The organism is Microcoleus harperi Pol14_C6 (assembly GCF_036701295.1).
In the GTDB taxonomy this organism is placed as follows: Bacteria; Cyanobacteriota; Cyanobacteriia; order Cyanobacteriales; family Microcoleaceae; genus Microcoleus.
This window is the reverse complement of record NZ_JAUBQN010000070.1, coordinates 1-15384: the sequence shown is the minus strand read 5'-3', so window position 1 is coordinate 15384 and position 15384 is coordinate 1. Positions and strand designations below refer to the sequence as shown.

The following is a 15384-nucleotide window of genomic DNA, read 5'->3' as shown; positions in this document are numbered from 1 at the left end:
ATTTTAAATCATCCAAATCTTCCTTCAGTCTTGTCTTATGGTACTCTGGCTGCTTAAAAACTGTCCGGAGTATTGCTCAATTGTAAAGCTGAATTATTTTTGTCTTCTGGATTATTTGAAACCAATGAGTTTACAGCCACTCCACCGAAATTACTTATAGATTTAGAGCCGAGACTCAAAGCCCCTTGCATAAATTTTCCAGGGCTTTGCAGAATAAATAACCGGCCTTCTGCAAAAAAGCTACCTAAAGCCTGTAAGAAACCCAATATAATGAATATAAATATCAGCAACATTGCTAAAGATATCAGCGGATGACTCACCAACCAGAAGACTACAGGGTGAGAATCAATCCAATCTTTGACAGTACCATTGATAGCACTTTGAAGAGCATTGGAAGCGGCATCGCTCATATTTGCTGCCTTGTTAAGGCTATCTTCTAATGAAACCTTAGCGTTTTCTGTAGCTTGATTTACACTTTCTACAGCTTGGCTAGTGCTTTGATTCAGAGTATTGCTTGCAGAGTTAGTAGTTTGATTAATACTTTCTTTAGCAGTTGCCGCAGAGTGATAAACAGCATCAACAGCTTTGTTGGTACTTTCACTGACACGACTAACGGCTTAATTGGCGACTTCAGATATAGAAATCCTCGTTTTTTCGGTTTTATCGATTAGATTACCTAAAGCATTGTTCGTAGCTTGATTAACAGTATTAACGGCAGAATTCGTAGTTTGAGTGAGAGCTTCTTTTGCCTGGTACCCAGTTTCGGAGAGAGAAGATTTAGCTTGTGATGTTGCTTCTGAAACAGAATATACTGATTTTCCGAGTTGTTCAGTCCAAACTTCTTTCGTTTTTTGAACGCTTTGAGAAAAATTTTGAGAAAAATCAGGTCGTGCTACTTCCATAGTAAGTTACCTCCATCAAGTTAATTTACTCTTTCCCAGTAATTATAGTATAGCTTCTATTTTTAATAGGGGGACTTTAGCAAAAAATTTAGTGAGAAATAAAGCTAAGATATATAGAGTCAACTTTTGAGGTTAGTCTATTTCCTGATGGAATATTATGAGATCAACAGTTGGGAAATCCATGCTCCCCTGCTTTGAAAGATGATGCCAACGCTTTGACGATGTGTTCCCTACTCAAGCCCAAAGACAGGAGTTTAGACACTATCTGGGGGATTATTGGGAGAAAAAAGAGAAAAAACCTATCCCAGCTCGCGCAGAACCCTGTAAAGGTTTCTTAACAAAGCTTACGCTTTTTTGCAGTCAGAGCTTCCTGCTGCGAACAAACGCTCAACCAAGGGCGAAGCTATACGTGATAGTGTGACCATCAGATGTATTCCCCAAAAATAGCTCGGACGCTCGCTCGGGGAACAACCGAGGAATTTGATGCACCTGAAAAAGCAGGAATTAAGTTGAGAAATATGGCATATTATCCCACGGGCGATCGCGGGGTAACAGGTGATCTTCCGTCAAAGCTCGCTCGACGTTGTAAAAACTGTTTAATGACCGCAAAAATAATTACATATTTACAAAAATTAGCGCAAGTTACCAGACTTTATATCCCCGAAAAAAAGCGATAAATTTTAAGTAGACTGGGGCTGTTGGCTTAACAAACCTGACGCTGCCTAGAATTTTGTTGCGGCAGCTTAGCTGGTGTATAATGTATGAGATATTTGCCAATTTTTTACTTTTCATCCCAAGCTCAAAATATGCTAGGCTAGAATGTTTCCAAAGTTTAAGATACACCAGGACGTATGTATCAATCATTAGAAGAGTCAGCCATTTCGACTAACCCATCTACGGAACCGTCCTCTCTAATTCTCATCGTGGATGACGATGCCTTGATTCGTTTGCAACTTCGACTTTATTTACAAAAGGAAAAATACCGAGTGGCCGAAGCTAGTGATGGGTTGACAGGGCTAGCAGCTTATGAGGAAGTACATCCAGACCTGATCCTACTCGATGCAGTGATGCCTACTATGGATGGTTTTGCTTATTGTCAAAAATTATCTGAAGTGCCTGAGGGCGATCGCCCGCCTATTTTGATGATTACTAGCTTGGAAGACAAAGAATCTGTAGATCGAGCGTTTGCAGCGGGAGCTGCTGACTATATCACTAAGCCGATTCACTGGGCTGTTCTGGGACAGAGAGTGCGACGCTTGATTCAGCAATTCCATTTGCAACAGCAACAAACCCTACTTTACCAGCAGCTAGAGGCCGCCAATCGACAATTAAAATACTTAGCGTCAATTGACGGTTTGACTCAGATTGCCAATCGCCGTCAGTTTGACCAACAGCTAGACGAGGAGTGGCGACGCATGACGAGGCAGCAAACTCCTTTGTCACTGATTTTGTGTGATATCGATTTGTTCAAGCCTTATAACGATACTTATGGACACCAAGCAGGGGATCTATGTTTACAGCAAGTTGCGGCAGCTCTTAATCGCAGTATTAATCGAGCTGGAGATTTAGTCGCACGTTATGGAGGTGAAGAATTTGTAGTGATTTTATCCGATACCGAGCTTGAGGGAGCAGTCCAAATCGTTAAGCAAATGCAGGCTCGTATTCAAGCTTTAGCAATAGTACATAAAAGTTCTCCCAGTCATTACATTACGCTCAGCTTTGGTATTACCAGTGTGATTCCTACCCAAGAGATCCGACCAGAAAATTTAATTACTGCTGCTGATGCAGCACTTTATGAAGCTAAAGATCGAGGCCGTAATACTTTTTGTACCAAGGTTCATACAGTTAATAAATTCACCCGTTAAATCATAATGATAAAAACTATGCCTCTCTTAATAGGTAATAATTATTTATTAAAATTATAGCTAAATATCAAGCCCTGCATAAGTAAGCCTTGATTTTATCATTAAATATTAAAGCCTAAATAATCGGTTGTGCGACATTCATGGAAACTGTCAGAGATAGAACGAGAGTGTCTCTACGACGATTTTTTATCACAATTAGTTTATATTCAGCAAGTACAGATTTTAGAAGTTTATCGGAGGGGGTAGCTCAGTGCGTGATCAAAGATGGTTTGGTGCGATCGGCCTTCTCACGGGTGCGGGTTTTCTGGGCAACTATTTCAATTTGTCTCTCTTTTTTGGGGTTGATTTCCTCTTTGGCAGTATTGCAATACTGATTATTACTTACTACTTCGGCTGGGGCTGGGGAGGCTTGGCCAGTCTCATAGCAAGCAGCTATACTTATGTCCTTTGGAATCATCCATACGCCACAATTATTTTTGTAATTGAGGCTCTATTTGTAGGGTTTCTTTGCAAGCGCCAACATCCGAACCTCCTTTTATTTGATGGGATTTACTGGTTTTTAATTGGAATGCCTCTCGTTTGGCTTTTATACGGTCAAATGCTGCACATGGAGGCCGCTCAAGTCCTGCTAGTTATGTGCAAACAAGCAGTTAACGGCATTTTTAATGCCTTAGTTGCCAGCTTAATCATTTCTTATGCGCCAATTCATCGGTGGGTTAGGCATTCCAAGCATCTCCATGCCCTCTCTTTACAACAAACTATTTTTCATCTGTTGGTTGCTTTTGTTTTTCTTCCAGCACTGCTGCTATTAGTTTTTGATGGTAGATACTGGGTCGCTCAAATTCAGACGACTGTGCGAACGGAGTTACAAATAAACGGGACTAATCTCAGTAGTGCTGTATCTAGATGGCATGAGCGACATCTATTAGCTTTGAATACATTAGCTGAAAAATCGCTTATTCCAGAAGGCGCAAGTGCTGCAAATCAAGCGATTCAATCATCCGAAAAACTACAACAAAATATTAGCTTGATCGAGGAGTTGTTTCCAGATTTTGACAAAATTTATATTGCCGATGCCTCGGGAAAAGTTTTAGCTGCATCTTCTCCTTTAAATCAAACCCCTCGGCGGTTGATAGAACAAATTACTGAACATAAATCTTTAATTACCCTGGCTCAAGAGCCGTTGAAACCTTGGATTACTCCTATCCACAAAGATATATTAATCGACGAACCTCATGTCGGGTTGAATGTGCCACTGCAAGTAGAAGGTGCTTTTACTGGGCTGATCCATGGTTCATTAGCAGTGAGCCAGATCAAATATCTATACTTTTTTCCGAAACACAATCAGCAACTACGCATTACATTGCTCGATCAAAACAACCAAGTTATTGCGAGTAATCAATCCGACGAAAAGCTGTTGACCAGTGTTCAAGAGTCAAAGCACGGCAGCACTCGCACCTTAGAGGGAACCTTGCAGCAGTGGGTTCCTAGCAAGGGCAACTATCCGATGATCCGTTGGAAAAACTCTCTATATATACAGGAATTTACGATTACCCCAGACTTGGAATGGAAATTACGCTTAGAAATTCCAGCAGCTCCCTATGTAGAAAATTTACAAAATCGCTACAAGATAGATCTGATTATTCTTCTCGTCATCACAATGTTGGCATTTTTGTTTGCCAGGGTGGTGAGCAAACGACTGGTCAAGCCGTTATCATATTTAGCTCGTGCGACCACTGACTTACCCAACAAGCTTTCAGAAGAAACATTTGAATGGAAACATAGCTCTGTTACGGAAATCAATGAGCTTGCTAGCAATTTTCAATTAATGGCGATCGCACTCAATCAAAAATTTAGGGAAATTAAACACGTCAACGCTACATTAGAACAGCGGGTTCAAGAACGAACGCAAAGATTATCCAAAATCAATCGATCTCTGAAAGCTGAAATTAAGAGACGTAAACAAGCCGAAGCTGAACTAAGAACAAGAGAGGCGGCGATACGAGCTTTATATGAAGTCACTGCTACCCAAAATCTCAATTTTGAGCAGCGAATCCAAGCGTTGATTGACATGGGATGTCAGACCTTTCGGCTTGAATGTGGCATCTTGGCTCGTGTGCAAGATAATCGTTATGAGGTGATGGCTGTGCGATCGCCCGATGGAGTCCTAAAGCCAGGTGATGCCTTTGATATTAAGCAAACTTTGTGCTGCGAAGTTTTAGACACCGATGAACCCCTAACCATCCAACATATAGGTACCTCAAAATGGCGTTACCATTCTGCCTATTTTGCCCTTGGCATCGAAGCTTATATGGGAACACGAGTTTTAGTTGCAGGCCAAGTTTACAATACCCTCAGCTTTTTTAGTCCATCTCCCCGTGCAGTCAGCTTTAAATCTGCCCATGTGGAATTGCTGAAGCTGATGGCTCAATGGATTGGTAGTGAAATTGAACGGCATCAGTCAGAAGTCGCTCTGCAAGCCAGTGAAGAGCGGTGGGAACTCGCTTTACGTGGTAGTAATGATGGGGTATGGGATTGGAACGTCAACACCAATGAAGTATTCTTCTCGGCTCGCTGGAAAGAGATGTTGGGCTACGAAGACAATGAAATCCCTAATCACCTACATGAATGGAGCAAGCGGGTGCATCCCGATGATATCGGTTGGGTGATGCAACTAATTCAAGATCACTTTGAGGGCAAAACTCCCTTTTATATTACAGAACATCGAGTGCTTTGCAAAGATGGGAGCTACAAATGGATTTTGGCTCGAGGGCAAGCGCTTTCGGATGAATCGGGCAGAGTTGTCCGTATGACTGGTTCTCACAGCGATATTACCAACCGCAAACATTTAGAGCAGGAAATTCAAGCCAGAGAGCAATTATTGAATGCTTTCTTTAAAGGATCTTCCCTAGCAGGGGTGGGGCTGTGTATATACGATCGGCAGTTTCGATTTTTACAAATCAATGAGGCACTAGCTGAAATTAATGGCCACTCTGTTGAGGCTCATTTAGGTAAGACAACCGATGAGATTTTGGGGGAATTGCCTCCTGGTGTAAATGCACTGTTACAACAGGTTTTAACGACAGGAAAACCTTCCATCAGCTTGGAAATGAGCTCAGAAGTAACCTGTCAAACTGGTGCCAAACGCTACTGGCTAACTTCTCATTTTCCCATTTTCAAAGATGCAGAGCAGCCTGTAGCAGTGGGTTGCATTCTGATTGAAATTAGCGATCGCAAACGCGCCGAAGCGGAACTGCAACAAATGAGTGCAGCGCTACAAAATGCCGTGGCAGGAATTTCTAGGCTCGACCCTCAAGGAGGCTATATCTTCGTTAACGAAACTTATGCAGCCATCTGCGGATATCAGCCAGAGGAAATGCTAGGGATGGAATGGCAAAGAACCGTTCATCCTGAAGATCTTGAGAAGATGGCGGCTGTTTATCAGCAGATGTTGAGAGAAGGCAGAGTCGAAGTGGAAGCCAAGGGGATGCGAAAAAATGGCACGATGTTCTATCAACAACTGGTGATGGTCTCTGCTTATGACGAGCAAAATGTGTTTGTGGGGCACCACTGCTTCATGAAGGATATTAGCGATCGCAAGCAAGCAGAAGAAGCACTACAACGACAATTGGAAAAAGCCTTACTGCTGAAGAAAATTACCCAAGAAATTCGTCAAAGCCTCAATGCTCAGCAGATATTTGAAACGGCTGCTGTTCAGATTGGGCAAGCTTTTGAGGTCAGTCGCTGCTTAATTCGCACATACCAGGACAATCCACAGCCTCAGTTTCCTGTCGTTGCAGAGTATCTAGCACCCGGATCGGCCTCCAGCGAGGAGCAGGACATTCTGGCCGCGAGTCCTGCTTATACAAAACAGTTGATGGCTCAAGATGAAGCCATCGCCTCTCCGGATGTCTACTGCGATTTATTGCTCACCTGTACTCATTCAATTTGTATTAGTCTCAAACTAAGATCGATGTTAGCAGTGCGAACTTCTTACCAAGGAGAAGCGAATGGTGCTATTTGTTTGCACCAGTGCGATCGCTACCGTCGTTGGACTCCCGATCAAGTAGAGTTGCTAGAATCCGTCGCGACTCAAGTAGGAATTGCTCTCGCTCAAGCCAAATTACTAGAGCAAGAAACTCGACAACGAGAAGAATTAACTCTGAAAAACTTTGCCCTGGAGCAAACTAGACGGGAAGCAGAAGCTGCGAACCGAGCCAAAAGTGAGTTTCTGGCGATGATGAGCCATGAAATTCGCACTCCCATGAATGCGGTTATTGGCATGACGGGACTGCTGCTAGATACAGAACTCAAGGCTCAACAGCGAGATTTTATCGAGACGATTCGCAATAGTGGGGATACCCTCCTGAGCATCATCAACGACATCCTTGACTTCTCCAAAATAGAGTCGGGCAAGCTGGAACTAGAAAAGCATCCCTTGAGCTTGAGAGATTGCATAGAAGGTGCGATCGACCAACTTGCAGTTAAAGCAGATGAGAAGGGGATTGAGTTGGGCTACCTGATCCAGCCTCAGACTCCTAAGTTGATTTTGGGTGATGTCACCCGTCTGCGTCAGATTCTAGTTAACTTGCTCAATAATGCGATTAAGTTTACTGAAACTGGGGAAGTTACCATTTCCGTGGAAGCCTCTCTAGTTGATTCTGACAAAACGATTTCTGAGCCGGGGAACTTGCCCGAAAGCTTCTATGAAATTCAGTTTGCCATTCAAGACACAGGCATTGGCATTCCAGCAGGACGGCTCGATCGACTATTCAAATCTTTTAGTCAAGTAGATGCTTCGACGACTCGGCAGTATGGAGGGACAGGTTTAGGTCTGGCGATTAGTAAGCGACTTAGTGAAATGATGAACGGCATGATGTGGGTTCAGACCCGAGGTCACGTCGGAGGAACCCCTTCCCCAAAATGGCAAGCCGCTGAGTCTCATCGAATCACAATGGGTTCTACCTTCTACTTCACGATTGTCGCACCCGCTGTTGCTAGTGAGTTAGCGGAACCGATTGAAATGCTACCAGAACTATCTAGCAAGCGTTTATTAATCGTAGATGACCAGCCCACTAACCGACAAATTCTGACGCTGCAAGCCCAGACTTGGGGGATGGAGATTCGCGCTGCCCAATCGGCTGTGGAAGCGCTCAACTGGCTTCAAAGTGGAGAAACATTTGATGTCGCTATTTTAGATATGCAAATGCCAAAGATGGACGGCTTGACACTCGCCTCAGAAATCCATCAGCTTCCTAAGTGCCACCGTTTACCACTGGTGATGCTGACTTCAATGGGCAAACCAGAAGGGAGTTCTTCAGCACTCTCGACCCACTTTGCGGCTTGTTTAAGCAAACCCATCAAACAATCCCAGCTTTATGAAGTGCTGACTCAGGCACTACAAGCTCAACCGACAAAAGTTCCACAGCGACCCCCTAGCTCTGTTGAGGATGATATTAAATTGGCTCAGAGACTCCCGCTGCGAATTCTGTTAGCAGAGGATCATCTGGTGAATCAGAAGGTGGCACTGCTGCTGTTAGAGCGTTTGGGATACCGGGCCGATGTTGCTGCCAATGGATTAGAAGTCTTGGAAGCCCTGCATCGCCAGCCTTATGATGTAGTGCTGATGGATGTACAAATGCCAGAGATGGATGGGCTAGAAGCCACCCGCCGTATAGGTGAGGAGTGGCCGGCTCATGCTCGTCCCCGAATTATTGCCATGACGGCGAATGCCATGCAGGGCGATCGCGAGCTTTGTCGGGATGCCGGCATGAATGACTATATCAGTAAACCAATTCGAGTAGAGGCTCTCATCCAAGCGCTGAGTCAGTGTCCACCCAACCCGGAACCGCAGCAGACCCAAAAAGATGAATCAGATAGCAACAAGCCAGAAATTGATATGCCAGCGGTTAACCTTGCAGAACTGCAAGCCTTCTGTAGCAGCATCGATGAAGATTCAACCCAGATTGTGAGCTTGCTGGCGAACTGCTACTTGGAGGAATCTCTCAAGTTGCTACAAGCTATGAAATTAGCGATCGCCCAAGGGGATACTCCAACCCTAAAGCGAGTGGCTCATACCCTCAAAGGCAGTAGTGCGAATCTAAGCGCGGCTCCTCTGGCCAAGCTTTGTGGCAGGTTGGAAGCCATGAGTACCTCTGGTGAACTAGATCGAGCCTCAACCCTATTGGCTCAAATCGAGGGTGAGTACGATCGTGTCAAGAATACTCTCCAACAAGAACTACAAAAGAGCGAAAGTAATCTATGAAAATCCATTAAATAGGCTTCTTTTGGCATCAGGACTTAGGCAACTGTCAGACGCGATGCCACAAGGCGGCTATGCGATCGCCTACCCACGATCAAGCCTGATTGCAAATCTGCTGTTAGCATCGGCATTATTCATATATCCCTTCTTTTCATCTGCGTATATCAGCGCCAATTGCTTGTCATCTGCAGTTCATAGATTCTCTTTTTTTCACCGCAGATGAGGGCAGATAAACACAGATTAACGCAGATTAATTATATCTCTTCTCGTTGCAGCCTCTGTGATTGTTGACTGTTGAGTGTTGACAGGATTTTACAATAATGACTAATGAGTAATGACTGCTGGCTGCTGTCGAAGTGGAATCTCGATCACAAACTCAGTACCCTTCCCCAGTTCCGAATTGCATTTTAAAACGCCGCCGTGTTTGTCTACCACAATTTGGTAACTAATTGACAGTCCCAATCCTGTACCTTTACCCACCGATTTAGTGGTAAAAAAAGGGTCAAATATGCGTTTTCTCATAGATTCCGCAATTCCCGGGCCGTTGTCAGAAATCCGAATCACCGCGCTAGGAACAGTATCATTAAGTTGACCGACAGCAGTAGAGATTTTAATTTGAGGAACTACAGATTGACCAGCCAGCAACTTGTGCGATTCTAAAGCATCGATTGCATTGCCAATTACATTCATAAATACCTGATTTAACTGTCCAGCATAACACTCAACTACAGGCAAAATGGCGTATTCTTTCAGTAGCACAATGTTTGCGCTGTCCGTATTAGATTTCAGCCTGTGCTGTAAAATTAACAGTGTGCTGTCAATGCCCTCGTGAATATCAACCGCCTTCGTTTGACTTTCGTCAAGACGAGAGAAATTCCTTAACGATAGAACTATTTGACGGATGCGATCGGCTCCCACCTTCATTGACAATAGCAATTTGGGCAAATCTTTTAGCAGAAAATCCAAGTCAATATCTTCACTCAATTTGTCTATTTCAGCACTAGAATCGGGATATTGCTGCTGGTAAAGTTCCAACAAACTCAGTAAGCTAGCAGTATATTCACTAGCGTGATTGAGATTACCGTAAATAAAATTAACCGGATTGTTAATCTCGTGAGCAATACCGGCTACCAGTTGCCCCAAACCAGACATTTTTTCAGTTTGAATCAATTGAGCTTGAGTGTGCTGCAAATCCTTTAAACTTTGAGCGATTTGTTCTGCTTGGCGTCTGGTTTGAGCCAGCAAATCAGCTTGTTGAATAGCTACACCTAACTGATTGGCAATCTGAGCTAAAAAGCTAACTTCTGAACTTTCCCAACAGCGGGGTCCCGAATGTTGATACGCTGTCAGCAAACCCCAAAGTTCTTGTCCTACAAAAATCGGCGCGATCGCATAAGCCTTCACCTGAAATTTCTCTAAAATACCGACAACACATTCCGAGTGACAAACTTGATAGATATCGTCAACAGCTAGAGTTTCATTATTGACATATCTACCGCCTCGGTTTTCCTGCAAATAAGTATCTTGCCAAACCGTACTGATACCTTCCCCTACTAATTTTATCCAGCCATCTTTCACAAACTCGGCAACATAATGGCCACTCCAATCAGGATAAAATTGATATACCGCAATTCTATCAACTTGCATAAACTGACAAACTTCTTGGGTTGCAGTCTTAAAAATTGCGTTGATATCGAGAGATTCTCGAATCTTGGCTACCACTTCAAACAGTATCCGCTGTTGCTCGGCGGCCCACTGCAAATCGATAGTTTGCTGCCGCGTTTTAGCAAGCAAATCTGCTTGTTCTAATGCTACGCTCAACTGAGCTCCTACTTGCGTAGCAAATTGAATTTCCGAACTGTTCCAATTACGGGAAATGCCGCACTGGTGCACGCACAGCAAACCCCAAAGTTCGCTGCCATTCATCAGTGGTATAATCACTTGAGCTGTTATTTGAAATTGAGCTAAAAGAGCAGCGTGGCAGTCGGAGAGTCCCGCACTTTCGATATCAGGCAGCACTTGAATGCGTCCCTGGCTGTATTTATAGGCATAGTTCTCTCCAAAAAAATTATCGCGAACTTTCACATCCATTGCTGAAGGAAAATCGGGCAACACATCTTCGGTAATAAATTCGCCTTCATTAAGCTTTGAACTTATATCGAAACGATAAATTCCAACTCTATCTGCATTTAAAATCCGCCGCAATTCTGTAGTTGTTGTGCTAAAAATTGTATCTAAATTGAGAGATTGTCGAATCTTAGCAACTACTTCAAACAGTATTCTCTCCTGCTCTGCTGCCCGCTGCAACTCAACTGCTTGCTGCTGAGTTTGAGCGAGCAAATCTGCTTGTTCTAAAGCGATGCTGAGCTGAACGGAAATTTGGGTAGCAAACTTAATTTCGGAAGATTCCCAGTTGCGGGGAGCCGAACATTGGTGTACGCACAGCAAGCCCCAAAGGTCTTTGCCTTTCATCACCGGTGCAACTAAACTAGCTTTGACCTGAAATTGCTCTAATAGTTGCTCATAGCAATCTTGCAGTCCGGCTTGTCTAATGTCGGACATTGTGTGAACTCGTCCCTGAGAGTAGAGATTGGCATACTTTTCTCCAAAGCAGCGATCGTGCACTTTGACTGCCACTGCTGGCACAAAAGCTGGCAAAACATCTTCGGAAACGAATTCACCGTCGTTAAATGCTGATGCGGAATCGAAGTGGTAAACTGCCACTCTATCGGCATTTAGAGCCCGCCGCACTTCCTGGCACATCGTGCTAAAAATCTTGTTCAAGTCGAGGGATTTCCGCATTTTTGCGACCACTTCAAACAGGACTCGCTGCTGTTTGGTCAACTGCTGTAGTTGAGCGGTGCGCTTTTGAACTTGATTTTCTAAATTTGTGTTAAGTTCTTCTATTTGTTGATCGAGTTGGTAGTGGTTAATAGCATTAGAAAACTGGGTGCCCAAAATTTGAACCAATTCAATTTCTTCTATTTTCCATTCGCGAATTTGGGCAGTTTTTGACTCTTTCCACGCTTCAAAAGATATCCGAGATTGGGCGAGCCGCCCGTCACTATCAAACTGTCGAGCCCAGAGAGTTTCGGTGTCAAATTCTTCTCGAAAAATGCTCAAGTAACCGAATATTTGCTGGCGGGTTTTGAGCGGTACGATTAAAATACTGCGAATTTTGGTCGATCGAAATGCAGGTTGCAGGCTTCTCAAACTGCTAATTTGGTACAAGTCGGGAATTACCCAAACCTGTTGCTCGCCGGATTTAAAATATTCGTGCCAGACGCTGTATTGCTCAACCTGCGGGTATTTTGCGGAAATTCCCATCTTCGGCCCTGAGCCACAAGTGTAGACTGTGAGTTCTAGATTCGAGTTATCCGAATAGGGAACTAGATTCGTAACCTTGCTGCTTTCGGAGATGAATGGCGTGGCGAAAATACACAGCCTGCCGCCGCCGGCGTCTAGTGCTGCTACCGATTCTACCAAAGCTGTTTGGAGTTCAATCGCCGGCTGGGAGTGAAGGGCTGCGGCGACGCGGTTGACGGCAGCTTCCCGTTGAGCTTTCGCCCTCGCTCGGGCGAGGAGGGTTGATTGGGCTATGGCGACGCCGAGCTGATCTGCCACCATCTGAACGCCTTGGAGTTCGTTTTCTGTCACACTCCGGGACTCGGAGTGGTGAGATACCAACAACCCCCAGAATTCTTCGCCGTGAAAAATTGGTACTACCAAGCAAGCCTTGACCCCTAGTGCAGTCAAGTATTCAGCATGGCAGGGGTCAACCGCACGAAAGCGCATTTCGTCGGGCAGCAGTTCGCCCGAAACCGCCTCGCGGCGAGGACTTTGGCCTAGCTGCCCGGAATCTATATCGACGATCGATCGCACCTGTACTTGCGCGAACAGTTCGCGGGCGTGAGGGGGAATATCGTCTGCTGGAAAATGGAGGCCCAATAGGGAGGGCAAGCGGTTGCCGTTAATTGATTCGGCAATCACTTCACCGCTACCGTCGCTATGAAATTTGTAGATTTTTACTCTGTCTGTTCCCAAAAAGGATTGAACTTCCGCTGCTGTTGCACTCAGAATTTCGGGGAGTTCTAGAGAGCGGCGAATGCGGTTGGCGATGCGTTCGAGCAAATTTTCTCGATCGAACCTCACCTTGACATTTTCGATCTTTAATGAGTCCATTATTAATCTTTTACTTTCCTAGCAATAACAGTAAGCGGCCCAAAAGTTTTGTGCTTGTTAAAAAAATCGGCAAGCACAGCCATTTAATAAAATATAAATATCCTGAGGGCAATGGTCGATTAGTTGTGCACCTGTAGCGATCTGCCTTCAAATTACCACTTTTAATTGTGTGGGATTAAAACTTTTGTACTTTAAATATAAACTTTGTAGACCCTGCCTTGCAAGCTCTTTACCCCAACGGATTAAAATTGTCAATGTTCAAGACTTGTAGAGTCATTCACCGCCACCGATGAAGGTCGCACCGCAATATCTCCGTCCTGGATGCAAAAGCTCGCTGAGGAACGAGCTGACGGAAAGAAACAGCATGGAGTTAAACAGATTAACTCACAAACCGGGTTTCTACGTCTAGGATTGTATCTGCTGGTAGGGGGCTCGGAGAACTGTCGATCGACAATCCGCTGCTTTTTTAGAGATTATCAGATCAAAAAAAGCTCCTGCGTTAAGCAGGAGCCTTTTTCAACTAGACACTCAAATCAGAAATAAATTCGATCGATTAGTCTAAGTCTGGCATAGAAAGTACCGCTTCATTTTCGCGATCGATACCCTTCTCAAAGCCAGCGACAGCCGCGCGAGCGCGACCAGCGTGCCACAAGTGGCCGACCAAGAAGAAGAAACCCATCACAAAGTGGAAACAGGACAGCCAAGAACGAGGAGAAGTGAAGTTAAACGAGTTAACTTCAGTCGCCACACCGCCCACAGAGTTCAAAGAACCAAGAGGAGCGTGAGTCATGTACTCAGCCGCGCGGCGAGCTTGCCAAGGCTGAATGTCATTCTTGATTTTGTTCAAGTCCAAACCGTTAGTACCGCGCAATGGTTCCAACCAAGGGCCTTGGAAATCCCAGAAACGCATCGTTTCACCACCGAAAATGATTTCGCCAGTAGGAGAGCGCATCAGGTATTTACCCAGACCGGTGGGGCCTTGTGCAGAACCGACGTTAGCACCCAAGCGTTGGTCGCGGATCAGGAAGGTCAAAGCTTGCGCTTGAGAAGCTTCCGGGCCTGTCGGACCGTAGAATTCGCTGGGGTAAGCAGTGTTGTTGAACCAGACAAAGCAGCAAGCGATGAAGCCCATCAGGGACAAAGCGCCCAAGCTGTAAGACAGGTAAGCTTCGCCAGACCAGATTAAGGCGCGGCGAGCCCAACCGAAAGGCTTGGTCAAAATGTGCCAAACACCGCCAGCGATACAAATCAGGCCGAGCCAGATGTGACCGCCGATAATGTCTTCCATGTTGTTGACGCTGACAATCCAGCCTTCGCCACCAAAAGGAGAGCGTACCAAGTAGCCAAAAATCACAGCCGGATTCAGAGTGGGGTTCGTGATAATACGCACGTCACCGCCGCCCGGAGCCCAAGTGTCATAGACACCGCCGAAGAACATGGCCTTAGCTACCAGCAGCAGAGCGCCGCATCCCAACAGAATCAGGTGGTAGCCGATGATATTGGTCATCTGGTTCTTATCTTTCCAGTCGTAGCCGAAGAACGAAGAGTATTCTTCGAGAACTTCTGGGCCGCGAACGGCGTGATAAATGCCGCCCAAACCGAGAACAGCAGATGAAATCAAGTGAAGAACGCCGACTACGAAGAACGGGAAGATATCCGTAACTTCACCGCCGGGGCCGACGCCCCAACCCAAAGTAGCGATGTGGGGCATCAAGATTAAGCCCTGTTCGTACATGGGCTTTTCTGGGATAAAGTGAGCGACTTCAAACAAAGTCATTGCACCGGCCCAGAAAACGATCAAGCCAGAGTGAGCGACGTGGGCGCCCAGCAGTTTGCCGGAGAGATTGATCAAACGAGCGTTGCCAGACCACCAAGCGAACCCGGAGGATTCTTGGTCGCGACCGCTTGCGTAGGAATTAGAGAGCGTTACCACCCGGTAGAACCTCCAACGATTTTAGATTTTGGATTTTGGGTTTTTTTGTTCCCTAGTAGGGCACGGGAGAACCGCGCCTGCGCCGGGGAATAGGGATTTGGATTTCAGATTAGTTTAAAAAAATTAAATTAATCTGAAATCCAAATCCTGATTTTTTTAAAGTGCGTTACCGCGAGGCAGAACTTCTTCAGGGAAGATGAAGTTTTCGTGGGGTTGGTCCGTAGGAGCCATCCAAGCACG

6 protein-coding genes are annotated in these 15384 nt (G+C 45.2%); 2 read left to right on the top strand and 4 right to left on the bottom strand.

Annotated features, from left to right (window positions below; translation table 11 throughout):
• Positions 1-53: 53 nt before the first annotated feature.
• Both QUA27_RS26235 and QUA27_RS26230 read right to left on the bottom strand, forming a co-directional pair.
• Positions 54-410: a hypothetical protein gene (locus QUA27_RS26235; RefSeq protein ID WP_333071862.1), complete on the bottom strand. Its 357-nt coding sequence runs from the start codon at positions 408-410 to the stop codon at positions 54-56.
• 207 nt (positions 411-617) lie between these two features.
• Positions 618-902: a hypothetical protein gene (locus QUA27_RS26230; RefSeq protein WP_333071860.1), complete on the bottom strand. Its 285-nt coding sequence runs from the start codon at positions 900-902 to the stop codon at positions 618-620.
• An 851-nt stretch (positions 903-1753) separates the two neighbouring features.
• On the opposite strand from QUA27_RS26230, the gene QUA27_RS26225 reads away from it, so the two are divergent.
• Positions 1754-2767 carry a diguanylate cyclase domain-containing protein gene (locus QUA27_RS26225; RefSeq protein ID WP_333071857.1) on the top strand — a complete coding sequence of 338 codons (1014 nt, stop codon included), beginning with the start codon at positions 1754-1756 and terminating at the stop codon, positions 2765-2767.
• Positions 2768-3017: 250 nt separating this feature from the next.
• Entirely contained in the window at positions 3018-9032 is a 6015-nt protein-coding gene (locus QUA27_RS26220) for a PAS domain S-box protein (RefSeq protein ID WP_333071855.1), read from the top strand.
• A gap of 321 nt (positions 9033-9353) precedes the next feature.
• Here QUA27_RS26220 and QUA27_RS26215 read toward each other — a convergent pair whose 3' ends face one another.
• Complete coding sequence (locus QUA27_RS26215; RefSeq protein WP_333071852.1) at positions 9354-13211, bottom strand: GAF domain-containing protein; 3858 nt, start codon at positions 13209-13211, stop codon at positions 9354-9356.
• A gap of 553 nt (positions 13212-13764) precedes the next feature.
• Positions 13765-15144: a photosystem II reaction center protein CP43 gene (gene psbC / locus QUA27_RS26210; RefSeq protein ID WP_333048188.1), complete on the bottom strand. Its 1380-nt coding sequence runs from the start codon at positions 15142-15144 to the stop codon at positions 13765-13767.
• Positions 15145-15384 lie beyond the last annotated feature (240 nt).

Excerpts from the sequence above, each read along its gene's own strand:
- QUA27_RS26235 (WP_333071862.1), bottom strand. The coding sequence starts at position 410 with ATGAGCGATGCCGCTTCCAATGCTCTTCAAAGTGCTATCAATGGTACT.
- QUA27_RS26230 (WP_333071860.1), bottom strand. The coding sequence starts at position 902 with ATGGAAGTAGCACGACCTGATTTTTCTCAAAATTTTTCTCAAAGCGTT.
- QUA27_RS26225 (WP_333071857.1), top strand. The coding sequence starts at position 1,754 with ATGTATCAATCATTAGAAGAGTCAGCCATTTCGACTAACCCATCTACG.
- QUA27_RS26215 (WP_333071852.1), bottom strand. The coding sequence starts at position 13,211 with ATGGACTCATTAAAGATCGAAAATGTCAAGGTGAGGTTCGATCGAGAA.